The 25,457-nt window shown below is 48.2% G+C and carries 24 protein-coding genes, 1 pseudogene and 1 riboswitch; of the genes and pseudogenes, 15 read left to right on the top strand and 10 right to left on the bottom strand.

The window, feature by feature from the left end; all coding sequences use genetic code 11:
• Positions 1 to 67: 67 nt before the first annotated feature.
• The 4 genes and pseudogenes from C0977_RS06105 to C0977_RS06115 all read left to right on the top strand — a co-directional run bounded on the left by C0977_RS06105 (position 68) and on the right by C0977_RS06115 (position 3,660).
• Positions 68 to 481, top strand: a complete 414-nt coding sequence (locus C0977_RS06105; RefSeq protein WP_023053998.1) for an RrF2 family transcriptional regulator — start codon at positions 68 to 70, stop codon at positions 479 to 481.
• Positions 482 to 511: 30 nt separating this feature from the next.
• Positions 512 to 1,642: pseudogene (locus C0977_RS11370) on the top strand (acyl-CoA dehydrogenase); the annotation flags it as partial.
• 114 nt (positions 1,643 to 1,756) lie between these two features.
• Complete coding sequence (locus C0977_RS11375) at positions 1,757 to 2,422, top strand: FAD-binding protein (RefSeq protein ID WP_268802363.1); 666 nt, start codon at positions 1,757 to 1,759, stop codon at positions 2,420 to 2,422.
• A 14-nt stretch (positions 2,423 to 2,436) separates the two neighbouring features.
• Positions 2,437 to 3,660 carry an FprA family A-type flavoprotein gene (locus C0977_RS06115; RefSeq protein WP_101912783.1) on the top strand — a complete coding sequence of 408 codons (1,224 nt, stop codon included), beginning with the start codon at positions 2,437 to 2,439 and terminating at the stop codon, positions 3,658 to 3,660.
• A 428-nt stretch (positions 3,661 to 4,088) separates the two neighbouring features.
• On the opposite strand, the gene C0977_RS06120 is transcribed toward C0977_RS06115, so the two are convergent.
• The gene (locus C0977_RS06120; protein ID WP_101912784.1) at positions 4,089 to 5,363 is read right to left on the bottom strand and encodes an OFA family MFS transporter; all 1,275 of its coding nucleotides are present in this window, start codon (positions 5,361 to 5,363) and stop codon (positions 4,089 to 4,091) included.
• A gap of 78 nt (positions 5,364 to 5,441) precedes the next feature.
• A riboswitch (ZMP/ZTP riboswitch) is annotated at positions 5,442 to 5,526 on the bottom strand.
• A gap of 124 nt (positions 5,527 to 5,650) precedes the next feature.
• On the opposite strand from C0977_RS06120, the gene C0977_RS06125 reads away from it, so the two are divergent.
• Positions 5,651 to 6,997 (top strand): FAD-dependent oxidoreductase, encoded by a 1,347-nt coding sequence (locus tag C0977_RS06125; protein ID WP_101912785.1) that lies wholly within the window; start codon positions 5,651 to 5,653, stop codon positions 6,995 to 6,997.
• 88 nt (positions 6,998 to 7,085) lie between these two features.
• Here the strand turns inward: C0977_RS06125 and C0977_RS06130 are convergent, their stop codons facing one another.
• From C0977_RS06130 to rpmH, 9 genes are all read right to left on the bottom strand, one after another.
• Positions 7,086 to 8,069, bottom strand: coding sequence for a D-alanyl-D-alanine carboxypeptidase family protein (locus tag C0977_RS06130; protein ID WP_101912786.1), 984 nt, complete (start codon positions 8,067 to 8,069; stop codon positions 7,086 to 7,088).
• Between the two features lie 25 nt (positions 8,070 to 8,094).
• A complete protein-coding gene (gene rsmG, locus C0977_RS06135; protein WP_101912787.1) occupies positions 8,095 to 8,808 on the bottom strand; it encodes a 16S rRNA (guanine(527)-N(7))-methyltransferase RsmG in 714 nt (237 codons plus the stop codon).
• Positions 8,795 to 10,684, bottom strand: coding sequence for a tRNA uridine-5-carboxymethylaminomethyl(34) synthesis enzyme MnmG (gene mnmG / locus C0977_RS11015; RefSeq protein ID WP_200814231.1), 1,890 nt, complete (start codon positions 10,682 to 10,684; stop codon positions 8,795 to 8,797). The genes rsmG and mnmG overlap by 14 nt, the downstream gene beginning before the upstream one ends.
• 12 nt (positions 10,685 to 10,696) lie before the next feature.
• On the bottom strand, positions 10,697 to 12,076 hold the full coding sequence (mnmE, locus tag C0977_RS11020; protein ID WP_200814232.1) for a tRNA uridine-5-carboxymethylaminomethyl(34) synthesis GTPase MnmE: 1,380 nt from the start codon (positions 12,074 to 12,076) through the stop codon (positions 10,697 to 10,699).
• A gap of 54 nt (positions 12,077 to 12,130) precedes the next feature.
• Positions 12,131 to 12,862 (bottom strand): RNA-binding cell elongation regulator Jag/EloR, encoded by a 732-nt coding sequence (gene jag / locus C0977_RS06145; protein ID WP_101912788.1) that lies wholly within the window; start codon positions 12,860 to 12,862, stop codon positions 12,131 to 12,133.
• A complete protein-coding gene (locus C0977_RS06150) occupies positions 12,859 to 13,521 on the bottom strand; it encodes a YidC/Oxa1 family membrane protein insertase (RefSeq protein WP_101912900.1) in 663 nt (220 codons plus the stop codon). Before C0977_RS06150 ends, jag begins: the two co-directional genes overlap by 4 nt.
• Positions 13,522 to 13,631: 110 nt before the next feature.
• On the bottom strand, positions 13,632 to 13,841 hold the full coding sequence (gene yidD, locus C0977_RS06155) for a membrane protein insertion efficiency factor YidD (protein ID WP_023054011.1): 210 nt from the start codon (positions 13,839 to 13,841) through the stop codon (positions 13,632 to 13,634).
• Positions 13,838 to 14,200, bottom strand: coding sequence for a ribonuclease P protein component (gene rnpA / locus C0977_RS06160; RefSeq protein WP_023053950.1), 363 nt, complete (start codon positions 14,198 to 14,200; stop codon positions 13,838 to 13,840). Before rnpA ends, yidD begins: the two co-directional genes overlap by 4 nt.
• Positions 14,201 to 14,277: 77 nt before the next feature.
• Entirely contained in the window at positions 14,278 to 14,412 is a 135-nt protein-coding gene (gene rpmH, locus C0977_RS06165) for a 50S ribosomal protein L34 (protein WP_023053961.1), read from the bottom strand.
• 416 nt (positions 14,413 to 14,828) lie between these two features.
• On the opposite strand from rpmH, the gene dnaA reads away from it, so the two are divergent.
• The 10 genes from dnaA (at position 14,829) to C0977_RS06215 (ending at position 25,450) form a co-directional block, all read left to right on the top strand.
• Positions 14,829 to 16,292, top strand: coding sequence for a chromosomal replication initiator protein DnaA (gene dnaA / locus C0977_RS06170; protein ID WP_101912789.1), 1,464 nt, complete (start codon positions 14,829 to 14,831; stop codon positions 16,290 to 16,292).
• 214 nt (positions 16,293 to 16,506) lie between these two features.
• Positions 16,507 to 17,622 carry a DNA polymerase III subunit beta gene (gene dnaN / locus C0977_RS06175; RefSeq protein ID WP_101912790.1) on the top strand — a complete coding sequence of 372 codons (1,116 nt, stop codon included), beginning with the start codon at positions 16,507 to 16,509 and terminating at the stop codon, positions 17,620 to 17,622.
• A 17-nt stretch (positions 17,623 to 17,639) separates the two neighbouring features.
• Complete coding sequence (locus tag C0977_RS06180) at positions 17,640 to 17,864, top strand: RNA-binding S4 domain-containing protein (protein ID WP_023054039.1); 225 nt, start codon at positions 17,640 to 17,642, stop codon at positions 17,862 to 17,864.
• Positions 17,865 to 17,867: 3 nt separating this feature from the next.
• Positions 17,868 to 18,977: a DNA replication/repair protein RecF gene (recF, locus tag C0977_RS06185; protein ID WP_200814233.1), complete on the top strand. Its 1,110-nt coding sequence runs from the start codon at positions 17,868 to 17,870 to the stop codon at positions 18,975 to 18,977.
• On the top strand, positions 18,970 to 19,878 hold the full coding sequence (locus C0977_RS06190) for a DUF721 domain-containing protein (protein WP_159459041.1): 909 nt from the start codon (positions 18,970 to 18,972) through the stop codon (positions 19,876 to 19,878). Before recF ends, C0977_RS06190 begins: the two co-directional genes overlap by 8 nt.
• Positions 19,844 to 20,113, top strand: coding sequence for a hypothetical protein (locus tag C0977_RS06195; protein WP_023053957.1), 270 nt, complete (start codon positions 19,844 to 19,846; stop codon positions 20,111 to 20,113). The genes C0977_RS06190 and C0977_RS06195 overlap by 35 nt, the downstream gene beginning before the upstream one ends.
• Before the next feature lie 57 nt (positions 20,114 to 20,170).
• A complete protein-coding gene (gyrB, locus tag C0977_RS06200) occupies positions 20,171 to 22,084 on the top strand; it encodes a DNA topoisomerase (ATP-hydrolyzing) subunit B (RefSeq protein WP_101912792.1) in 1,914 nt (637 codons plus the stop codon).
• Positions 22,085 to 22,101: 17 nt separating this feature from the next.
• A complete protein-coding gene (locus tag C0977_RS06205; RefSeq protein WP_101912793.1) occupies positions 22,102 to 23,265 on the top strand; it encodes a pyridoxal phosphate-dependent aminotransferase in 1,164 nt (387 codons plus the stop codon).
• 29 nt (positions 23,266 to 23,294) lie between these two features.
• The gene (locus C0977_RS06210) at positions 23,295 to 24,071 is read left to right on the top strand and encodes a hypothetical protein (protein ID WP_101912794.1); all 777 of its coding nucleotides are present in this window, start codon (positions 23,295 to 23,297) and stop codon (positions 24,069 to 24,071) included.
• Positions 24,072 to 24,100: 29 nt separating this feature from the next.
• Positions 24,101 to 25,450, top strand: coding sequence for a hemolysin family protein (locus C0977_RS06215; RefSeq protein ID WP_023053974.1), 1,350 nt, complete (start codon positions 24,101 to 24,103; stop codon positions 25,448 to 25,450).
• The last annotated feature ends 7 nt before the right edge of the window (positions 25,451 to 25,457 follow it).

Raw genomic sequence — 25,457 nt, forward strand, 5'->3', positions numbered from 1 at the left:
CTTGATTAAAAATGTCCAGAATGTTATGATGTGTTCGGACAAATAAAAAAACAGGTGGATTGATACGATGTTCATGAACAAACAGACTGACTATGCTTTACGTGTTATCAGATCACTGCGAGACGGTAAGACGCACAACGCGCTTACCATTGCCGAAGAGGGAAGAATCCCTCCGTCCTTTACGTACAAAATTGTGAAAAAACTTGCCAACGCGGGCTTTATCAAATTGGTACGCGGTCCAAAAGGTGGCTGCACGCTGACAGCAGATTTAGAGAAAGTCAGCCTCTATGACCTGATCCTGGTCATGGAAGGTGAAACGTGTCTGGCCGGCTGCATGCGTCCGGCTTCCGAATGTGAATGGAGAACGTCCAACGGCGGCTGTCAGGTTCATGTGAACCTGCGTGCTTTGCAAAAAGACTTCGATCAACAGTTGGCCGCTATCAGTCTCCGTTCCGTCCTTGATCCGCCTGCGGAAAAGTAAGTTCCGTATTCAAAAGGAGGCTTGTTTTCTATGCTGTTTATGACCACAGAAGCACATGAAGCGTTACGCAAAAAAATCCGCGCCTTTGCAGAAGAAAAGATTAAACCTATTGCCTTTCGTTTGGATCAAAACAATGAATTTCCTGACGAAATCGTCAAAGAAATCGGCGCAAACGGTTGGATGGGTCTGCCCTATCCGAAAGAATACGGCGGTGCCGGACTCGACGTCTTGAGCTATGCCATTGCCGTAGAGGAATTATCTCGTGTCGACGGCGGTGTCGGCGTTATCCTTTCGGCTCATGTTTCCCTCGGTTCGTATCCGATCGCCGCTTTCGGCAATGAAAAACAAAAAGAAAAATATCTGCGTCCCTTAGCATCGGGCAAGAAGATCGGCGCCTTCGGCCTGACGGAAGAAAATGCCGGTTCCGATGCCGGCGGCACGGAAACGACAGCAGTGGACAAGGGGGATCACTACCTCCTCAATGGCGGTAAAATTTTTATCACGAACGCACCGAAAGCTGACATTTATGTCGTCTTCGCCGTTACTACTCCCGATATCGGAACAAAAGGCATTTCGGCCTTCATCGTCGAAAAGGGCTGGAAGGGATTCGAATTCGGCGATCATTACGACAAACTCGGTATTCGTTCGTCGACAACGGCGGAATTGATCTTTAACAACGTCAAAGTGCCGAAGGAAAATCTCTTGGGTAAAGAAGGGCAAGGTTTCAAGATCGCCATGGCAACGTTGGACGGCGGCCGTATCGGGATCGCTTCGCAGGCTCTCGGCATCGCGCAGGGCGCTTACGAAAGCGCTTTGGATTATGCTAAAGAACGGCATCAGTTCGGCGATCCCATCGGTATCAACCAAGGTATCTCCTTCAAACTCGCCGATATGGCTACAAAGCTGCGGGCTTCCCGTTACCTCATTTATTCGGCTGCAGAATTGAAAGAACACCATGAAAGCTACAGCATGGAAGCCGCCATGGCCAAAATGTACGCTTCCGACGCCGCTATGGAAATCACGAATGATGCCTTGCAGATCTTCGGCGGTTCCGGCTTCTTAAAGGGCATGGACGTCGAACGGGCTTATCGTGACGCCAAGATCACGACGATTTATGAAGGGACAAATGAAATCCAGCGTGTCGTCATTGCCGCTCATCTTCTCGGCAAGCTTGGAAAAAGTCACAGCGAATCCCGTTCCGTTGCTAAAAAACCTGCGCCGATTACGGGCATACGCAAAACAAAAATTTTCAGTGACGGCAATGCTAAAGAACAAGTGGAAACACTGGTTGCAACGTTGAAGCAGGACGGTTATGATTTCTCCGTCGGCATTCCCGCCGATACGCCGATCGCGCTCGCTGAACGCGTCGTCTCCGCCGGCAAGGGCATCGGTGCCAAAGAAAACATGCGCCTCATTGAAGATCTGGCCGCCGCTGCAGGCGCCGCCGTCGGTTCTTCCCGCCCCGTCGCCGAAACTTTGCAATACGTACCGATCGAACGGTATGTGGGCATGTCCGGACAGAAGTTCACAGGCAATCTCTATATCGCCTGCGGCATTTCCGGCGCCAAACAGCATTTGAAAGGGATTAAAGACGCTTCGACGATCGTTGCCATCAACAAGAACGGCAACGCGCCGATCTTCAAGAACTGTGACTATGGCATTATCGGCGATGTCAACGAAATCCTGCCGCTTCTGGCCGATGCATTGGGCAGAGAAAAGAAAAAAGCGGCTCCGCCTATGGTCAAGATGAAAAGACCGCTGCCGCCGAAACCGGAACCGATCGGCCCCCGTTATGTCTGCAGCGGCTGCGGTTATGAATATGTTCCTGAACTCGGCGACGAAGATGCCGATATTGCACCGGGCACGTTATTCGATAAACTTCCGGAAGATTGGGTTTGCCCGGAATGTGCTGAAGGAAAAGATCATTTCATTAAAGAATAGAAAGGAGTCTGCTCATGTATTGCGTACGAAACATCACAGATGATTTATATTGGGTCGGCGCCAATGACCATCGCACCCATTTATTCGAAAATATCCATCCCATCCCCTTAGGTGTATCTTACAATGCCTATCTGCTGATGGATAAAAGCACCGTTCTCTTCGATACCGTCGACTGGTCCGTATGCCGGCAGTTGTTGGAAAATATCGAACATGTTCTGAACGGCCGCAATTTAGATTATTTAGTCATCAATCATATGGAACCGGATCACGGCGCCTCCATTGAAGAAATCATTTTGCGTTACCCGAAGGTAAAAATCATCAGCACGGAAAAATCCTTCATGATCATGCGTCAATTCGGTTTCTCCATTGATAATCAGGAGTTGATCCAAGTTAAAGAAGGCGACGTCCAATCGTTCGGCAAACACCAGGTAACGTTTGTAGAAGCCCCGATGGTACACTGGCCGGAAGCCATGATCACGCTTGATCTCACCAACGGCGCATTGTTCTCGGCTGATGCATTCGGCTCCTTTATCGCCTTGGACGGCAAACTCTTTGCCGACGAAGTCAATTTCGACCGCGACTGGATTGACGAAGCGCGCCGTTATTATACGAATATTGTCGGCAAATACGGCCCCCACGTCCAGCATCTCCTGGGCAAAGCCGCTACGGTCCTGGATAAGATAAAAGTTATCTGCCCGCTCCACGGTCCCGTTTGGCGTCAGGATTTCGGTTATCTCCTCGATAAATATACGCATTGGAGCACCTATGAACCGGAAGAAAAAGGCGTCATGATCGTTTATGCTTCCATGTACGGCAACACGGAAGCCGCGGCACAGGCTTTGGCCTCGGAATTGTGTCAAAAAGGGATGTCCAACGTTCACGTCTATGACGTTTCCACGACACACGTCTCCACGTTGATTTCCGAAACCTTCAAGTATTCCCACATCGTACTGGCCTCCGTCACTTACAATTTGGGCATCTATCCGGTCATGCTCGATTATCTGGAACACATGAAAGCCCTTAATTTGCAAAAACGGACTGTCGCCATCTTGGAAAACGGCTCTTGGGCCGTCAAATCCGGTGATTTGATGCAGCAATTCATTGACGACAATCTGAAAAACATGACCGTTCTCAACGAACGCATCTCCATGGCCTCGACGTTAAAGGCGGACAAGAAAATCGAAGTCGTTAACACGGCCCAGGCTATTATCGATTCCATGCAGGAAGCCGCACAATAAAGGTCGAGCAAGACCCATTCATCCCCTAACAACGTGCAATTCCGGCAAAACGCGATAGCCTCCATGTTAAATAAAGAGAGTCCCTGCCAATCGGCAGGGACTCTCTTTGCATGGACAATCAGTTCAACCTGCGGCGCCGTACAAAAAGGCCCGCGAAAAGACGCCCGCTTTTCCATCGTCTGCAACGATGACAGCAGAACGCCGTCTCTGTTTTTCCTACTCTCTGCGGCCTGTGGAAACGCGATTAACGGCCTCAAAAAATATTGACGCCGTCAATCGGCGAATCTTTTTGTCGAAAAGTTCAGCCTTCACGCATTCTTTTAAAGCCGCGCCACGACCGTATGTAAAGACAGGCTGCATCCTTTAAAAAGAGGTACCGCAGACCGACGGTCCACGATACCTCAACAACGCGCCTATTCCGTTTTTATTCAGGCATGCTTTACTTCCTGTTCCGTCCATGCCGTTTCCGTACCGATGATGCCGTGACGTGTCTTGTATTTAAGATAAGCCATGACTAAAAAAGCGACGACAAAGCAGCCGGAAAAGAACTGCAAGGTTACGGCGTAGCTGTTGGTCGTTTCTCTGATCCAGGAAAGAAGCAGGGGACCGGCAACTCCGGCAGCGCCCCAAGCCGTCAGGACCCGGCCGTGAATAGCGCTCAGTTCCAAGGTGCCGAAGAGATCGCTGAGATAGGCCGGCATACAGGAAAAGCCGCCGCCATAACAGGTTATGATCAGGAGTACGAGGATCTGAAAACTGAAGGAATTAGTAACGGTTGAAAGCTTATAAAAGGCTGCCACTTCCAAGGCAAAGAACAACAGATACGTATTGGCTCGCCCGATATAGTCGGAAACCGTCGCCCACGCAATGCGGCCGGCGCCGTTCATGAAGCCGATGATCCCGACCATGGACGCTGCCGCCAGCGGTGTCATATGGACGACTTCCTGCGCCATTGGCGACGCAACGGCAAGCAGGGCAATACCACAGGTAATGTTGGTGAAGAAGAGGAACCAAATCGTGTAAAGCTGCCATGTTTTCATCGCTTTTTTGACGGTGAACTGCGGTAGTGCCGCCGCATAGACAGGCCGTTTCCTGCCGCTTTCTTCCAGCACTTTATCCCGAGGTACGATATCACCGGCTGCAGGCGGCGCCAGATAAAGGGACGATGCCGTCATGACGATAAAATAAACGCCGCCGAGAATAACGAAATTCGTCACCAGCCCGAAAGATTCAACAAGAAGTTGCATCACCGGTCCGGCAATCATGCTGGCAAACCCGAAGCCCATAATGGCCAGACCCGTGGCAAAACCGCGATTATGCGGAAACCATTTGACCAACGTCGACACCGGCGTTATATACCCCGTACCGAGGCCGATACCGCCGATAACGCCATAGGCCAGGTAAAGCAGCGGCAGACTGTGCAAATGTAATGCCAACGCCGTGCCGAACATACCGCCGCAAAAAAAGAATGCCGCCAAAAGTCCTGATTTGCGGGGCCCGATCTTCTGAACGAAAGCGCCCAGACAGCCGGCTGAAAGGCCCAAGAACAAAATAGCCAGAGAAAATGTCCACGTCGTTTCTTTCAACGTAAATCCCATGCTCTGCATGATCGGTTTGGTCAGCACACTCCACGCATATACACTGCCGATACAAATGTGAAGTCCCATAGCGGATAAAGCGATAAGCCACCGATTTCTCTTCATACAATACCCCTCTCTCGTACGAAAACGTAAAAAGAGATATAAAAAATACCGACCCTTTCCGGCCAAAGTATACATTCATATCTCTGCCCAGACGGTCGGCTCATACTTTATGCGATACGGTTCATGTGGTTAATTCCACTATCCGTCAGTTCCATATCGGTTTTGTTGTCCTTTTATTATAGGCAGTGACATATACTTTGTCAACATAAACATATACTTGTTCAAAATCCTTTCTTATGATAAGATATAATAAATAATAATTATTTATTGATAAAAAGGAGCGAATCATGATGTATAATACACTTATCATCGGCTTCGGTAAAGCCGGCAAAACATTGGCAGGAAAGTTGGCAGCTAAAGGAGAAAAGGTTGCCCTCATTGAAAAAAGCTCACATATGTACGGCGGTACCTGCATCAATATCGGTTGCATTCCGTCAAAAACCCTATCCGTAGCCGCCGCTGCGGCACCGCATGGCGATTTCAGCGAAAAAGCCGCTTACTATCGCGCTGCTGTAAAGCGCAAAAATAATTTGACCGCCGCCTTGCGTAAGGCAAATTACGACAAGTTAATTGCCGCCGGCGTCGAAGTCATCGACGGGATCGCTTCTTTTGCAGACGCAAACCGCCTAACGGTCAAAAAGAGTGACGGCTCGACAGTAACCTTGTCTGCGGAAAAGATCATCATCAATACGGGCGCCGGCCCCTTTATTCCCCCGATCAAAGGCATAAAAGATAACGCCTTCGTCTATGTCAGTGAAACCATCATGGATCTTGACGTCTTGCCTGAAAAGCTGACGATCATCGGCGGCGGTTATATCGGTCTCGAATTTGCTTCCATGTTTGCCGAATACGGCAGTGAAGTGACTATTCTGCAAGACGCCGACGTATTTCTCGGTCGTGAAGACAGTGATATGGCGCAAGCCATTCTCGCAGTCCTGACCGGACAGGGAATCCGTGTCGAAACCGGCGTTAACGTGACGGAAATAAACGACGGCACGACCCTATATGAAAAGGGCGGACAGATGCATACGCTGGCGGGAGACGCCGTTCTCGTCGCTACCGGCCGCCGCGTCGATACGACGGAGCTGCAGCTGTCCAAAGCCGGGATCCGCACCGACGACAGCGGAATGATCGTTGTCGACGATCATCTGCGCACAACAGCGCCATCAGTCTGGGCGGCAGGTGACGTCTGCAACAAATTGCAATTTACGTACATGTCACTTGATGACAGCCGCATTATTTGGGACGATATATACGGCCAAAAAGTCCGGACTGTCGACAATCGCGGCGCGTTCGCCTACTCCGTCTTCATTAACCCCACATTCTCCCGCGTCGGCCTGAGTGAAGCCGAAGCCAAGCGGCAAGGACTTGCCTATACCGTCGTTTCCATGCCTGCAGCGGCTATTCCCAAAGCAAAGGTTTTGGGACAGGGCGACGGCTTGCTGAAAGCCTTAGTGGATCCGGAAACGGATCTGATTCTCGGCGCGCAGCTCTTCTGTGCCGATTCACATGAATTGATCAACATCATCCGCTTAGCGATGACACAAAATATCAAGTATACGGTTATTCGTGACTTTATTTTTACTCATCCGACACTGGCTGAAGGATTGAACGATTTTTTCGCCCTCGTTTGATCGCACTTGTTTGACGACAAACAGCCGCCATTACCGATGTAAAATCGGTAATGGCGGCTGTTTTATAACACTTGTTGTGTTTTTCATGCTATAACGCCGACTGTTGCGTATGCTGCGCCGCTGCAGCCTGTTCCGCCGCAAGTTGACTCAACGTCTGCCCTGCCGGCGCATCGCGGAGAACGTACGGATTTTCATCGCTCTTTCCCGCCGTCGCCGTAGCGAAATCGCTTCCAGATGCTCCTTTTTCTTTCAAAACGGCAAAGCCATAATCCAATAACGCCGCGGCATCGCCGAAACGATCAGAAGAATTCATTACAGCGGCGACGAGCGTCTTCCCTTCCCGCGTTGCCGAAGCGATCAGACAGGGACCACCATTATCGGTACTTCCTGTACGCACGCCGTTAGCACCCCCGTATTGGCCGGCAAGCAATTCGTTGAGCGACGTCAGCGTCTCCGTATCGCCGTCGGAATAGGTCATTTCATATGATGAACGGCTCACCAACGTACGAAAATCGCTGTTTTTCATTCCGTATGCGGCAATTTTCGCCAAATCGGCGGCAGTCGAATAATGACCGCTTTCCGGCAATCCGGAGGGATTGGTAAAATGCGTGTGCACGGCGCCGATAGCCAGCGCTTTATCATTCATTTTATCAACGAAATCACGCTGCGACGACGCCACGGTAGCAGCAATGTCCATGGCAGCATCACAGCCGCTGTACGTCATCATTCCGGCCAGCGCATTGCCGAGCGTAGCCGTTCTGTCGGCGCGAAGGCCCAGTACGGCTACGTCGCTGTCAAGTTGCGTCGATTCAGGGGCGATCGTTACGTTCCGGTCCATCTTTCCCTGCCCCAGTTCAAGGCCCAAAATGGCCGTCATCATCATGGTTGTACCGCCGGGAGATACTTGGGCATCGGCATTTTTGGCATAAAGGGCCGCACCTGTATCACAATCTGTGACATAAGCGGCAGCCGCACGGATTTCCGGCCTTTCCGGCATCGCCGCAACAGCCGTAAGAGAAGAGACAGTAAGACAAATTACGGATAACGTGAACATTCTTTTTTTCAAAAACATTTTCTTCACATTCCTTCCTATATGATTACAACGGATTTTTGTTCGCCATTTTGGGCTTACGGGGATATTTTTTCGGGCTTTCCTTTTCTTTGCGGATATAAAACACCGCCCGCTTGTCACTGATTCCGTAAAGAGAGACTGCCCTGACCACGGCGGCGGCGCCGCCGAGAACGGTCAGCGCCTTTGCCGCTTCCGCAAGTTCTTCTTCATAACGAGCTCCTTTCAGCGCAATGAAGGCGCCGCCGCACCGAACATACGGCAAGGCCCATTCGCTGAGGATGTTCAACCTGGCGACAGCTCGCGTCGTAACGATGTCGAAGGCCTCCCGGTATTCCGTACGGTGCGCTTCTTCTTCGGCTCTGCCGTGAAGAAAATGTACTCGTTCCAAACCCAACGCCGTCGTAACTTCTGCAACGAAGCGCAGTCGCTTTTGAAGGGAATCAAAAAAAGTGATCTCCAGATCAGGCCGCAAAATCGCCAAGGGAACGCCGGGAAACCCGGCGCCCGTCCCCAAATCGAGAAGCGACGCGTTTTCCGGAAACCAAACTGGTTCATAACAGGAAAGGCTGTCGGCCATATGTTTAACGGCAATCTCTTTCGGTTCCGTAATGGCCGTCAGATTCATTACTTTATTTTTTTCGACAAGCATGGCTGCAAAGGTATCAAATTGTTGCCGTTGTTTTTTTGTAAGCACAATGCCCAGCGGCGCCAATGCCGCCGTGAGTTCACATAGAAACATGTCCTTTTCCCTCCCGCTGCCGCTGTTCCAACCGAATCAGCAGCGCCGTAATGTCCGCCGGCGAAACGCCGGAAATACGGCTCGCCTGCCCGAGGGAACGAGGGCGGATTTCCGCCAGTTTTTGCCGCGCTTCGGCAGAGAGCGTCGCCAGTCCTTCATAGTCAAAATCGGGCGGCAACAGCTTTCGTTCAAAGCGGTTCATCTTTTCCACCTGTTCCAGTTGACGCGTTATATACCCTTCATACTTTATCAGAATTTCGATTTCTTCCCGAACGTCGTCAGCCAACTCGGCTAAAGGAAAATATTGCCGCAGCCGTTCATACGTCAGATCTTGACGGCGCAGCAGATCATATGCCGTCAAGCCCGTACGGATCGGCGCCGTACCTGCCGCCGCCAGTTTTTTCTGATTCTCCGCCGTCGGTGTGACGGCCAGTGATCGAAGTTCCTTCAGCGACGCCTCAACTGCCGCTTTTTTTCGACAAAAAAGATCATACCGTTCTGCCGATACCAGGCCGAGATCACGACCTTTTTGAGTCAACCGCAAGTCGGCATTGTCCTGCCGCAGAATCAGCCGATATTCGCTGCGGCTCGTCATCATGCGATAAGGCTCTTCCGTCCCTTTCGTCACCAGATCATCGATGAGAACGCCGATATAGGCTTCGGCGCGGGTCAGGATGAACGGCTCCTGTCCGGCAACCTTACGGGCGGCATTGATACCCGCTATCAGTCCCTGTGCCGCCGCCTCTTCATATCCGCTTGTCCCGTTCGACTGCCCGGCAGAAAACAGGCCGCTGATCTTTTTCGTTTCCAGCGACGGCGTCAATTGCAGCGGATCGAGACAATCGTATTCGATGGCGTACCCGGGACGCATGATCTTGACATCTTCCAGCCCCGGTATGGTCTGCAAAAACGCTTGCTGCACATCGACAGGCAGACTCGTACTCATTCCCTGTACGTACATTTCTTCCGTCATCAGTCCTTCCGGCTCAACGAAGAGCTGGTGTCTTCGCTTGTCGGCAAAACGGACGATCTTCGATTCGATGGACGGACAGTACCGCGGTCCTATCCCCTCTATGACACCGTTGCACATCGGCGCCCTGTCCAGATTGCGGCGAATGATCTCATGTGTCTCTTCATTCGTGAAAGTAAGCCAGCAACAGGCTTTATTCCGATTTTTCCGTTCCGAAAGAAACGAAAAGGCATGGCCTGCACTGTCTCCGTCTTGCCGGCTCATCTCGGCAGTCCGCAAGGTTCGTCTGTCGACGCGGGCCGGCGTCCCCGTCTTAAAGCGCATCAGTTTCAATCCGGCGGCGAGAAGAGACGCCGAAAGATCTTCGGCGGAACGCTGTCCCATAGGACCGCCGGAATAGACGCAGTCGCCGATGATGATCTTTCCTTTCAAATACGTCCCCGTCGCCAGTATCACGCACTTGGCGCGATATTCTTCTCCCAATTCCGTGCGCACGCCGCAAACACTGCCGCCGTCGATGACCACCTCCGTAATCATCAGTTGCCTGACATCCAGATTTTCCTGATTTTCCAACGTTTTCGTCATCACCTGCTGATACAGTTTTTTATCGGACTGCGCCCGCAAGGAATAAACGGCGGGCCCCTTTCCCGTATTCAGCATCCGCATCTGAATGCACGTTTCATCCGTATTGATTCCCATTTGTCCGCCGAGGGCGTCGATCTCTTTTACCAAGTGACTCTTGCCCGGGCCGCCGACGGCAGGATTGCACGGCATGAGAGCAATATTATCCAAGTTGAGCGTCGCCAACAACGTTGCGGCGCCCAGCCGGGCACTGGCTAAAGCCGCTTCACAGCCGGCATGGCCGGCACCGACGACGATAACATCATACGAACCTGCAATGAACATGCTTTATCCCCCTTATTTTCCCAAACAGAACCGACTGAAAATTTCCGCCGCAATATCATCGGCAACGGTATCCCCCGTAATCGACCCGAGCCGTTCCCAGGCTTCCCGAATGTCGACAATGGCGCAATCGACAGGCATGGATGAATCTATCGTCTGCCGCGCCCGCCGCAGCGCTTCTCTGCTCTGTCGAACCAGTTCAATGTGCCGCGTATTGGTCAGCAAGGCGCTGGTCCCTTCATGGAGCCCTTCTTCCCGGACAATACCGGTCAGATGCGCTGCCAACGCCTCCAATCCCGTACCGTCTTTAGCGGAAACGGCAATAACGGGATACGGAAATGCCGCAAGATCCGCCGCCGTTACCTGCGCTGCCAGATCCGCTTTATTCAAGGCGATCACTGCCCGCTTTTTGCCGGCGGCAATCAGAATCTCCCGATCCGCCGCCGATAAAGGTCGCGCACTGTCAATAACGACAAGGTTGATATCGGCTTTGTCCAGATACTGCCGCGCCCTGTCGATGCCGATCCGTTCAACCTTATCCTCCGTTTCATGTATGCCTGCCGTATCGACGAGGCGGAGCGGAATACCGTTCAAGGTCACCCATTCTTCCAAACTGTCCCGCGTCGTTCCCGGCACATCGGTGACAATCGCCCGTTCCTCGGCAAGAAGGCGATTGAGCAGACTCGACTTGCCCGCATTCGGCACGCCGGCAATGGCGACAGTAATACCGTCGCGAATCATACGTCCACTTTCCGACTTTTGCAACATGACCTCTATCTTTTCTTCCATTTCCCGCAAACCTGCTCCTATATCGGTTATGGCAACTTCTTCCAGATCTTCTTCAGGATAGTCGATCATGACCTCAATACGCGTCATAAAGTCGGCCAATTCTTTTCGCAATTCGCCGATTAAGCCGGAAAGGCGGCCTTCCAGCTGTGTCACGGCGCAATTCAAACCGGCAGCGCTCTTCGATTGAATGACGTCCATAACAGCTTCCGCCTGCGCCAAATCAATACGGCCGTTTATGAACGCGCGTTGTGTGAATTCACCTGGCGCCGCAAGCCGGACACCGCTGCGCAGCAAAAGCCCCATAATCGCCTGTAACGATTGCCCGCCGCCGTGGCATTGTATTTCAACGACATCTTCAGCCGTATATGAATGCGGCCCGTGCATCAATAACAATAACACTTCATCGATAATCGTCCCCGTTTCATCAACGATCGTGCCGTACTGAACGGAACGGTCACGCCTTTTTTCGAGCGGTATTGATGAAGCACTGTGAAACACGCCGTCAGTCAACGCAAACGAACGGCTGCCGCTGACGCGGATTACACCGATACCGCTTTGTCCCGGCGGCGTCGCAATGGCTGCAATCGTATCATCCGGATCATACATAAAGGGGGCCTCCTTTCTGCAAAAAACCCGGTGCTTTGCACCGGGTTTATCTGCTCACTCTTGATAGTAAATAACGACATGACGATACGGGTCCTGTCCTTCACTTTCAGTACGAATATGCGCTTTATCTTGAAGCGCGATATGGATAATCTTTCGTTCATATCCGTTCATCGGCTCCAATACGACTTTGTCGTTCTTCCGTCTTACCCGTCCTGAAAGGCGCAAAGCCAGCTGCTTCAACGTTTCTTCACGGCGACGGCGGTAATTCTCCACGTCGAGCATGACGAAATGGCGGCTGCCATGTCCCTGATTCGTTTTCAGATTCGTCAAATACTGCAGTGCATCCAGTGTCTGTCCATGTTTGCCGATAAGAACCCCCAGGTTTTCACCGTGCAGATGAAGGATAATTCGATCCTCTTTAACCATCTTTTCAATAATGACGGGAATCTTCATCTTATCCAGCACTTCCTGAAGAAAAGCTTTGGCTTCCAACGCCGCCTCTTCTGCAGGATAATCTTCCGTCGCCTCCACAGCTGTTTCCGCTGTATCTTCCGTTTCCTTTATTTCATTTTCTACCCTATCCGTATCCGCCGCTGTTTCCGGATTTACTGTCTCTTCCTTCACCGTCAGACGAACTTTTCCCGGCTTACTGCCGAAACCCAAAAAGCCGCTGCTCGGCGCCGTTATGATTTCGACATCGACTTCGTCTTCCGTCTTACCGAGCTGAAGCAATCCGGAGCGAATGGCAGCTTCAATCGTTTTTCCTGTAGCCTCAATCGTTTTCATGCTTTTGCTCCTTTATTTTTGCCGCGAAACATAATTACCTGCTGTACCCACTGGAACACGTTGGAAATGATCCAGTAAATAATCAGACCGCTGGGAAAACTCAAACTGATCCAGCCGATAAAGCACGGCATAGCAATCTGCATAATTTTCTGCTGTTTGGCCTGCGCTTCCGACATCGCCGCCTGGCCGCCGGTCATCTGTTTTTGAATGGCAAACGTGGAAAGGGCCGATACGATAGGCAGCACATAGGTCGGATCCGACTCGCCCAGACTCGGCAACCACAGGAAACTTTGATACATCGGATCGTAAGGATATTCGCGCAATGCGTAAAAAATAGCGATCAGAAACGGCATCTGAATCAATATCGGCAAACATCCGGACAAGGGATTGACACCCATCTGTCGGTAAAGCTTGCCCATTTCTTCCTGCAATTTCTTCTGATTTCCCTTATACTTCTGCTGCAATTCCTTAATTTTCGGTTGCAGCTGCTGCATACCTTCCATCGATTTGATTTGTTTCGCCGTCAACGGCGACAAAATCAATTTGATAATCAACGTCAGCATAATGATGGCAATACCGTAACTCGGATACCCCAGCGTATGCGTAAAGGCATAGCAATAATCGAGAAAGGTAGACATAATCCCGCTGAGCACGTCCATGATCCCGCTGAAAAAACCCAATACTCTCAACTCCTGTCCAATGAAGTAAAATTTTCGAAGTAAATCGACACAGCCTTTATTTCATCCGGCCGATTCTTGTATTGATTTCGTTACGGCACCGGATCGTAACCGCCCTTATGAAAAGGATGGCATTTCAGAATCCGTTTCACTGCTAAAAAACCGCCTTTCCATACGCCGTATTTCTGCAACGCTTCTACGGCGTAGGCGCTGCACGTCGGATAAAAACGACAGCAAGGCAGACCTAACGGGGAAATACAAAGTTGATAAAAGCGAATGAGAGCAATGCATAAGCGTTTCATTGTATCCGCTTCTTTCTCCAAACCTTGGCAAGACGCAATAAATGAAGTATATTTTTTTCCGCTTCGCCATACGATAAATGTTTTAACCTGCTGCGGCCAATCAATACCAGATCATATCCGTCGCCAATTTCAAACTGATGCAGGCGATAAACTTCTTTCATCAAACGCCGGCAGCGATTTCTTTCCACGGCACAGCCGATCTTTTTTCCCGTTACAAAACCGATGCGCGTTTTGTGCTTCGGCGAACGTGGCAGCACATAGAGAACGGCGTACCGGTTAACGACAGATTTTCCTCGCCTATATACGAGCTGATATTCTTTATTTTTACATATCTTTTTTTCTTTTTTCAACTCATACATAGACTTCTGATCCCGGCAAATAGTAGAAAAACAGAAAAATCCCTGGCGGAACTTTTCTGTTTATCGGCGAACAAAATTTACGCAGAAAGCTTCTTTCTGCCCTTCATGCGGCGTTTTTTCAAAACCATACGGCCACCTTTGGTCTTCATTCTTTCACGAAAACCGTGGGTTCTCTTTTTCCACAATGTATTCGGCTGATATGTCTGTTTCAAGTAAGACACCTCCTTCTGTCCGTAGTTATTACCATTACTTACACCATAACAGTGTAATTATACTCAATAGATAGGTTACTGTCAATTATTTCCCTTGCCGGTCCTTTACCGTCTTGCGCCATTGATTCATTAAAATTAAAAATTATGATAAAATATATTATTACTACTCATGTTCGTATACGGACTGCAAGTATTCTTCATTACAATCGTTTCCGGCCAATTCTATTCATTTATTGACAACTTTAGTGTAAAATGTGGATAGAACGAACCGGTTATCAACAACTTATCAACAAATTGTGGATAAGTTTCAACGGTCACATTGCGCATATTTCAGTAACAGCCAACGCTTCTTACCAAAATTTTCCACCTTATCCACAAACACGGATTACAACATATCCCCAAGAAAGGATGCTTCCATGGAAACGACAGATCTGATAGAAATTTGGGAAGGAATATTAAGAGAATTACAAAAAAAGGTAGACCCGAAAATATATACGACGTGGTTCGAAACCTCTATTATTCCTTATATGTATCAAAACGATACGCTTATCTTGGATACGACAAATAAATTTATCTGCCTGTACATAACCAGAAAATACGGACAGTTGCTGAAAGAAACGGCAACACTCGTTATCGGCAGCGAAACGAACGTAGAGTTGATCAACAGTGAAGACAAGACGATTATTCCCGAAGAACCGGTAGCCGAAACGATTCATCACGTTAAACCGCAACAACAGCAGCCTGCCGATACGGAACCGACAGTGCAGGAAGATCTGACACAGATCTCCTCCGTTCCGTCTGCAACAACGGAACAAAAAAATACGGACACCATCAAACCGACAGGCTATACCGAATTGAACGATATGTATACTTTCGACAACTTCATTGTGGGCAACAGTAATCGTATCGCCTATTCAGCGGCTTTATCCATTGCCGAAGCGCCGGCTAAAAAGTATAATCCATTCTTTATTTACGGCGGCAGCGGACTTGGAAAAACGCACTTAATGCAGGCCATCGGTCACAGTCTGTTGGAAAAATTTCCGACATTACGACTTCATTGCATTACTAGCGAAGATTTCACCAATGACATGATCCACTCGCTACGTGATAAAAATCCTGAAAGTTTTCGTCAAAAGTATCGGAATATCGACGTCCTTTTAGTCGATGATATTCAATTTCTCGAAGACAAGGAACGGACACAGGAAGAATTTTTTCATACATTCAACACGCTCTTCCGTGATCGTAAACAAATGGTTTTTACCAGCGACAGACCGCCGCAGGATATAAAAAAACTGGAAGACAGACTTCGTTCCCGTTTTCAAGGCGGTATGGTCGTCAATATCGATCCGCCAGACCTGGAAACGAGAATGGCCATTCTTTTGAGCCTGGCGCAAAAAGAACATATCGCCGTCGATAAAAAAGCTATTGACTATATTGCTTCATATATGAGTACTAACGTACGTGAACTGGAAGGAGCCTTTTTTAGAGCGCAAATGCAGGCGTCGGCGGAAAATTCACCGATTACCTTGGAAATTACACAAAAAGCGTTAAAAGAACTCGTTTCCGTCAATAATGACAAAAAATATATTACAATCGATGAAATTACTGCAACAGTCTGCCGTTTCTATAAAGTAAAATATGAAGACCTGATGAGTAAAAAAAAGACTAAAAACATTGCTTTGCCGCGACAGATCGCCATGTATCTATGCCGTGAACTGACGGAAAACACTTATCCTCATATCGGCACAGCCTTCAACGGCCGCGATCACACGACAGTCATGCACGCCTGCACTAAGATCATGAAAACGATGGAAACAGATGAACATTTCCGTGCCATGATTGAAGAACTGAAAAACAAGATAAAAAATGTGAATGCATAAGTGCATGCGTTGTCCATAGTTTGGGGACAAATAAAAAAAAGTTGAAATGTGGAAAAAAGATTTTCAGTTATCCACTATTTATACACACTTGTGCATAGCCTGATAAAAGGAATAAGCAACCTTTTTCACAAATCCACAGTTCCTATTACTATTACTACTATTTTTTAACTTTCATCATTCAACTATCCATAACCGAAAAAGGGGAATCAAGAACATGAAATTACTGGTTAAAAAAGATGACTTCAATAAAGGACTCCAATCTGTACAGAAAGTAGCGCAAAACAAAAGCAACAATCTCACCTCTGAAAACGGCCTTCTCATTAAAGCGTTGAACGGCGTTATTGAAATTCAAGCCAATGACTATGACATGAGCATTAAAACGATCATTCCCGGTATAATTGAAGAAAAAGGAGAAGCTTTTTTGGCAGATCCGCATATTTTGGAACTGACACGACGTATTAACAGCGAAGAAATTACCGTATCCAAACAAGACGCCGATACGCAAATGATGATTCAAGGCGGCAACCTAAAATATCAATACCTGACAATGGATCCTGACGATTTTAATGAGGTGGAAGTCGTTGAACAGGGTTATTCGCAATTTATGACAGACAGTATTACTTTAAAAGATCTGATCGAACATACCGCTTACGCTTGTGCAGCCGATTTGGCCAGGCCTATATTCACCGGCACTTTTCTGGATGTTGACGGCGCGACGATTTCCATGGTCGCCACCGATACGCATCGGTTGGCATTAAAAACGGCTGAACTTGACGCACCCGTCTCGGAAAGACTGCAGGCCGTGATTCCCAGCAGGCTTTTGAGCGAAATATCCCGACAGTTGCCGACCGATATGCCCGTACCCGTACAGATTACGGCAATCCGCAATTATCTGGCTGTCAAGTTCAGCAACGTATATATTAAGACGCGGTTGATTGAAGGCCAATTCCCCGATTACCAGCGCGTTATTCCGACTTCTTTTTCCTGCGCCGTAACCGTCAACAGAACCGAATTTACAGGCGCGGTGGAACGGGCCTCCATTGTCGCCAAAGACGCGCAGTACAATGTGATCAATTTCGTCATGGCCGACGATCAGATCAAATTGACCAGCCAGGATCCGGATCACGGGACAGTCGAAGATTTTGTTCCTTGCAAAATGGAAGGAGAAGAATTGAGTATTTCCTTCAACGGAAAATATATCCTTGATATTTTAAAACATTGCCACGGCGATGAAATTTCGCTGCAATGTAAAGAAAACAGCCCCCTTTTGGTCAAAGATCTGGAAGAAGATCGTTGTGTCTTCGTCGTAACGCCTATGCGTACACGTTGAATGAGGAGAAGAGAGCTATGAAACAACAGGAAATAATCAGCATCAAAACGGAAACGATTCAGTTGGATCAGTTATTAAAATTGGCGAATGTTGTCGTCAGTGGCGGGCAAGTTCGTTTTCTTCTGGAAGAGCAAGCCGTTTTTGTCAATGATGAGGTTTGCACGGCCAAACGAAAACAGCTGCGTCATGGTGATATCGTTACGGTTAAAGGTGCCGGCACATATAAAATAGTCGGAGTATAGATAATGATCATTACGTCTTTGCGCCTTCATCAATTTCGAAATTACAGGGACGCCTGTTTTTCCTTTCCGCAATCTGTCGTCGTGCTGCACGGTTCTAACGGACAAGGCAAAACAAATTTGCTGGAAGCGCTGTATATGGGCAGTATCGGCAAATCATACAGGAACGGCAGCGACAATGATTGTCTTCACTGGGAAGCCGGCGAAGGCAGCATTATCATCGGTTTTCAACGGGGCGGCGTCGAAGAAGAAGTGAAAATCGTTCTTTCCAGGGAGGATAAAAAAGCAATTTTCGTCAATGGGACCAACGTCAAACATCGGGAATTGATCGGTACTTTGCAGGCCGTCATTTTTTCTCCCGATGATTTGCAGTTGATTAAGGGAAGCCCTTCGTTACGGCGACGCTTTCTGGATATGGAAATATCTCAGGTCAGTCCGGCGTATTATAAAACGCTGCTGCAATATAATCGCTCTCTGGCACAGCGAAATTTTTTATTGAAACAGATGAAATATACCGACAGACGGTCATTGACGGAATGGGACCGGCAGATTGCCCGGTTTGCGGCGCAGATTACGGCAAAAAGGCTGGATTCTTTGCATAAGATTGCGTTTTTGTCCGGCGTTATTCACCGTCGACTGACCGGGAGCAGTGAAAATTTATCGCTTTCTTATATGCAGCCGTATGTTGAAGACGGCAGACGGCATGAAGGACAGAGAAGAGATGAAGAATGGTATTTTTCCCTGCTTCAACATAACCTGGATGCCGATATTCAGCGCATGTCGACATCTGTCGGCCCGCATCGTGACGACCTGGTGTTTGCTGTCGACGGCGCCGAATTGAAACGATACGGCTCGCAGGGACAGCAGCGTACGGCCGTCTTGGCGTTGAAAATGTCGGAATTGGAATATATCAAGTCGGAAAGCGGTGAATATCCTGTACTGTTATTGGATGATGTCATGAGCGAGCTTGATCAGAAGCGGCGGCAAGGATTGTTGGATTTTGTGCGCAGTCGGATACAGACGTTTATTACAACGACGGAGCCGGGAATGTTTCAAACCGTAAAGGATTGCCGTTTTATCGGTATCGAACGGGGAAAGGCGGTGCAGCGTGACTGAAAAAAAGAATGTCTTGAAACCGGCAGGCCTTTCGATTCCTGCCGTTTTGTCCGCTCACCATCTGTTGTTGCCGTATCGTTTACAGCAGGCAAAGGCGAACTGGGCTGAAATCATGGGAGAACCAATCGCCAAATATTCCTACATATGCGGTTTTCAGGATACGACGGTTACCGTTGCCGTTTTAAATTCCGTTTGGATGAATCAGCTTTTCATGTTCAAAGAGAGTATCCTTATCAAATTGAATGAGTTTATCGGTGAAGCGTATTTACAAGACGTCAGTTTCAGAAAAAGCGGCAAAAAGCCGAAAAAAATCGTTTATGAATGGAAAGACGGTGAAGCAGAAGCGTATATTCCGAAAGGAACGCTTAAAAATATCGCTTTAGATGCAACGCTGTTTGACAAGATCGAAAAAGAAACTGCCGTTGCGGAAAGAGGAATCAGAGATAAAATCATTCGATTGCGCTGTTTGCAGGAAAAGAGAAAAATTCTTTATGGCAATGCCGGCTTCAAAAAGTGCCGTTCATGTGGTCGCTGGATCGAAACCGGTGAGGAAAGATGTCGTTTTTGTAAAGCTGAAGAGAAGAGAAAGCAGCAAGTCGCCATACGGTCCCTGTTGGAAGATATGCCTTGGCTCAAATGGGACGATATAAAAAAAGGCGATTTTTTTTCCCCGTGCAAAGTATTTGAAGAAAACTATAATACCGTACGCCGGAATATGATTTATCAGTTGATCGATAAGGTGTATCATGGTTATGACAGAGAAGATGAAGATCTGGTTCTGGCCTTATTGATCACACAAAAAGAGCCGGCAGCGTTATCGGTATCGTTTATTCAAAATTTAGTTGCCAAATACAGGAGAAAAGAAGATGTATCTTCATATCGGCGGCAATCAAATGATTAGTGTCGTGTCTATTATTGCCTTATTCAAAAATCACCCGACGAAGTCCATTAAATCCAATCCGCTTTTGCAACATGCGAGGCCTTTCGTATTGGCAGGTAATTGCCGGCGCGAAGATGTTCGTTCCTATGTGCTTACGGAATATTGCCTTTACGGTTCGCCCATTTCTTTGGAAACCCTTGTCAAACGCTATTGTCATATATTTGAAAAGCATGTTGATGCTAATGGACGGAATTAGTCATGACCGCATAAATAGAGTATAATAATATAATTAAGGTAGAGGAGGAATCCATTCATGTCGGAAGACAAAAAAATAGATTACGGTGCAGAACAGATACAAGTGTTGGAAGGGTTGGAAGCCGTTCGCAAGCGACCCGGTATGTATATCGGCAGTACCAGCCTGCGCGGCCTTCATCATCTGGTTTATGAAGTTGTCGATAACAGTATTGATGAAGCGTTGGCAGGATACTGTACCCATATTGAAGTGGTTATTGAAGAGGATAACAGCATTACCGTCGTGGATAACGGCCGCGGCATACCGGTGGCCATGCATAAAGTCGGCAGACCTGCCGTTGAAGTCGTTTTGACGGTGCTCCATGCAGGCGGTAAGTTCGGCGGCGACGGGTATCCTATTTCAGGCGGCCTGCACGGCGTCGGTATTTCCGTTGTCAATGCGCTCAGCATCTGGACTAAAGTGGAAGTGAAGCGTGACGGCTATTTATGGCAAATATCTTTTGCCCGCGGCCTTACGGACAGTGAGCTGAAAGCGGTACGCCCTCTGGAGAAAGGGGAAGAAACGGGAACGCGTGTATCTTTTAAACCGGATCATGCCGTTTTCCCCGATATTGTCTACGATTTTGATACGCTGAAAATTCGTCTCCGCGAGTTGGCCTTTTTGAATAAAGGACTTCATATTACGCTTTCCGATAAACGCTCCGGCAAGACCGAAGTATATTGTTATGAAGGTGGTCTCGTTTCTTTCGTTCGTTTTCTAAATGAAAATAAAGAGGCCGTTAATCAGACGGTGGTCAGTCTGGAAGGAAATAAAAACGACGTTATTGTCGATTTGGCAATGCAATATAATGACGGTTACAGCGAAAATATATTGACCTTCGTCAATGATATTTTTACGGAAGAAGGCGGCACACATTTGAGCGGTTTCCGTTCCGGCTTAACGCGTACTGTCAACGATTACGGACGTTCTGCAGGCATTATTAAAGAAAATGAGGAAAATCTTTCCGGTGAAGACGTTCGGGAAGGGTTGACAGCTATTGTCAGCGTTAAAGTAAGGGAGCCCCAATTCGAAGGGCAGACGAAGACGAAACTCGGTAACAGCGAAGTTAAGGGAATCGTCGACACCGTTATTTCCGACGGATTGAAGGAATTTTTTGAAGAGCATCCGGGTGAAGCGAAAAACATTATTAACAAGACAATTTCTGCCGCCAGAGCCCGTCAGGCCGCTCGTCGCGCCAGGGAATTGACGCGCCGTAAAAATGCCTTGGAAATCAGCAGTCTTCCCGGAAAATTGGCCGATTGTTCCGAAAAAAATCCGGAACAGACGGAAATTTATCTCGTCGAAGGCGATTCTGCCGGCGGTTCTGCAAAACAGGGACGGGATCGGCGTTTTCAGGCTATTTTACCGCTTCGTGGTAAAATTATCAATGTCGAAAAAGCCCGTCTTGATAAAATTTTGGCCAATGAAGAAATCCGTTCCATGATTACGGCATTCGGCACCGGTATCGGGGAAGAATTCGATATAACGAAACGCCGTTATGATAAAATCATCATCATGACCGATGCAGACGTTGACGGCGCTCATATTCGCACGCTCCTTCTGACGTTTTTTTACCGCTTCATGAAACCGCTGATTACGGAAGGTCACGTATATATTGCACAGCCTCCGTTGTATCAGGTTCGTAAGGGCAAATCGTTCTGGTATCTTTATACGGATGAGGAACTGAAGGACAAATTACATGAAACTGGCAATGATAACGTAGTTGTACAGCGTTATAAAGGTCTCGGCGAAATGAACCCGGAACAGCTTTGGGAGACGACGATGGATCCGGCATATCGGACGATGCTCAAAGTGCACCTGGAAGACGCTATTGAAGCGGATCGTATTTTTTCCGTTTTAATGGGTGATAAAGTGGAGCCGCGTCGGCAGTTTATCCAGGAAAATGCAAAAAAAGTCCGCAATCTTGATTTATAGTATAAAGGAGACGCTGTATGCCGAATATATCTGAAAAAATAAGACTTTTTTCCCCTTCTGTCATTGCTCATATGTCTCATCTTTCGGAACAGTTTGACGCTGTTAATCTTTCCGAAGGATTTCCTGATTTTCCGCCGCCGCAGGCTATTACGGACAAACTGGCAATGATTGCCGCCGCAGGTCCGCACCAATACAGTCCGGACAGCGGCGCTGCCAATTTCCGGCAAGCGTTGGCTGCTTGTCGGAAGCAGTTTACGGGACAGGAATTTGACGCTGAAAAAGAGATCGTCGTTACCTGCGGCGGTACGGAAGCGATCATGACGGCAGTGATGACGGTAGCCGATAAGGGAGATAAGATCATTATCTTTTCCCCTTTTTACGAAGCTTACGGCACCGATATTCTCTTAGCAGGGGCAGAACCGCTCTATGTTCATTTGAAACGACCTGATTTTTCCTTTGATCCTGACGAATTGGAAAATGCTTTTAAGCAGCATCCGAAGGCGATCATTCTTTGTAATCCGTCCAATCCTTGCGGTAAAGTATTTACTGCAGAAGAATTGACGTTTATTGCCGATTTGACAAAAAAATATGATACCTTTGCCATTGTCGATGAAGTTTATTCCCATATCGTATATGAGCCTGCTGTTTATACGTATTTATCGGCGCTGCCGGGAATGTATGAACGGACGATTCAATGCAGTTCTCTTTCGAAAACGTATTCCATCACGGGTTGGCGCATCGGGTATATTATTGCGTCGCCTGACGTCATTGCAGCGGCTAAGCAGATTCACGTCTATTTGACGATCAGCGCGCCGAGTCCGCTTCAGGAAGCGGCTATTGCGGGGCTGCAGTTCGGTCAGGAGTATTATGACGAGCTGCTGTCTTTTTATACCAGAAAGCGGCAGATACTGATGGATGGTTTGGATCGTTTGCAAATTCCGCATAATATTCCGCAAGGCGCTTTTTATTTGCTTCTGGATATTCAAGATTACGGCTACGAAAGCGACGTGAAGTTCGCCGAAGACTTAGTTGAAAAAATAGGCGTCGGCGCCGTGCCGTGTTCTTCTTTTTTTGACGATCATGTGCAAGATTATGTACGGCTCCATTTCGCCGTAAAGGATGAAACGCTTTATGCGGCATTGAATCGTTTTGAAGACATGAAGAAAAAATTACACCTGTAAAGGAAAAGTGTAGGAAAGGAGCGTTCCCCGTGAAATTGAAAATACTCTCTGTTACCGTTGTTTTTTTCATCGCCTTCGGCACGGCTGCGGCTATGGCTGATGATCAGGCCGCTTCGGAAAAGAATGGCGAAAATACCGTATCTGTCGCACAGACCGATCCGGCCATGTATTTGGATCAGCCGGAAAAGTATTATCTCATGAAGGGGAAAACCTTTGACACGATTACCTCTCTGTTGGACAAGTTGCCTGCAGCCGATACGGGGCTCATTCCCGGTCAGCAATATTACCGCATCAATAAAGATCTGATCGACGATTTTTTCTATGCCGTTCACGCCTATGATACGGTACGGCATCAGCAAACGGGCAGTTTTTTAGCGGCGAAAGACGGCAGCTGTGTTTGGCGCACCGGCAAGATATCTGCTGAAAGCAAACTGCTATGGGGAACGGCGGAAACGTTGATGCGAAAAGTCGATTTTTCCGTTTCTCCGAAAAAAATACCTCTCGGCTCCATCGGTACCGTCCATGTTTCTGTACCGGGAGCTCTTCCTTATGACGTTTCGCTGACAAGTTTGAACACGACTGTTGCCGAAGTTACGGAACAAAATCTGATTCGGCCGAAGTCTGCGGGGAAAACGACGATTGTTGCCGCCATTACCGTAGGCGGCCTGCAAAAGAACGTTGCCAAGGATATTCGCGTTGTCAATGACGTTGATGACAGCAATGGCGGCGCTTATTTCCCCAGTATCGGCATCGGTATCGGCCACCATCATCACGGCGGTATCAGCATCGGTATCGGCGGTTGGTAATACGGATGTAAAAGGAGACGTGATTTGCAGTGGAGTTTTCACTGGGCAAACAATTTTTGGTTATCGTTTTGCTGACAGTCGGCAACGGCATTTTTTCCATGCTGGAAATGTCCATCGTCAGTTGTCATCAAAGCCGTCTGGAAGCTTTGTCGGAAGAGGGGAACAAATCGGCCGACATCGTTTTGAAGCTGCGGGAAAATCCGAATAAAATGTTTTCTACCGTTCAGTTCGGCATGACCTTGGTGAGTTTGCTTACCGGTGTTTACGGCGGTACGGAGATGGCCGGCCCTATGTCCGAATACGTAGCCATGGTACCTGCTTTTGAACCGTATGCCTACACGATCAGCTTGACGACGATCATCGTTATCATCACGTATCTGACCTTGATTCTCGGCGAGCTCGTACCGAAGCGGATCGCCATTGACAGTCCCGAGCGGATCGCCTGTTTTTTGGCGCGTATTATGCTGTATTTTTCTTATGTCTGCACGCCTCTGGTTTGGTTTCTTTCCGCTTCGACGGCTGCCGTGACAAAGCTCATCGGCGCTTCCGATCCGGAGATTTTGCCGGTAACGGAAGATGAGATCCGTCTCCTGCTGAAACAGGGAGCCGAACTTGGTGCTTTTGAAAAGGAAGAACCGAAGCTTGTGGAACGCGTTTTCCGGCTGACCGACATGAATGTCGGCGATATTATGACCAACCGCGCCCAAGTAGATTGGATCGACTTGGAAGATACGGAAGAAACGATTATGAAAGAACTCGGTTATTATCACCATTTGAACCTTCCCGTCGGCAAAGGGTCGCTCGATCATTTTCTCGGCATGGTGTCTCTTAATGATGTTTTCCATCAATACTACGTCTGTATCGCGAGAGGAAGGAAAACGCCGCTGACGACTATTTTAGAACGGAATATTCGCCGGCCCGTTTATGTTCCCGAGTCGATGGATATCATGAAGATCGTTCACATCTTTCAGGATAAAGGCGTACACGAAGCGGCAGTTCTTGACGAATACGGGAATTTCAGCGGTATCCTTACGGTTCATGATATTTTGGAAGAGCTTGTCGGTATCATGCCTGTCGGTGAAGAAGAAAAGGCGGAAGAAGCGAACCGCATCATTCGCCGTAAAGAGAATGAATGGCTTATGGACGGACTGCTGACGATTGAAGAATTTAAGGACCACTTTGAACTGGAAGAAGAAATGCCCGGTGAAGAGGAAGCGCTTTATAAGACCTTGGCAGGATTTGTTACTTACGGCATCGGTCGTATTCCGAAAGAGACGGATATATACGAATGGGAAAATTTCCGCTTTGAAGTCGTCGATATGGATAATCTCCGTGTCGACAAAGTATTGGTGACGAAGATCCCGATGAAAGAAGAATAGCGTGTAT

Source organism: Megasphaera vaginalis (ex Bordigoni et al. 2020), assembly GCF_900240295.1.
Lineage (GTDB): Bacteria > Bacillota > Negativicutes > Veillonellales > Megasphaeraceae > Megasphaera > Megasphaera vaginalis.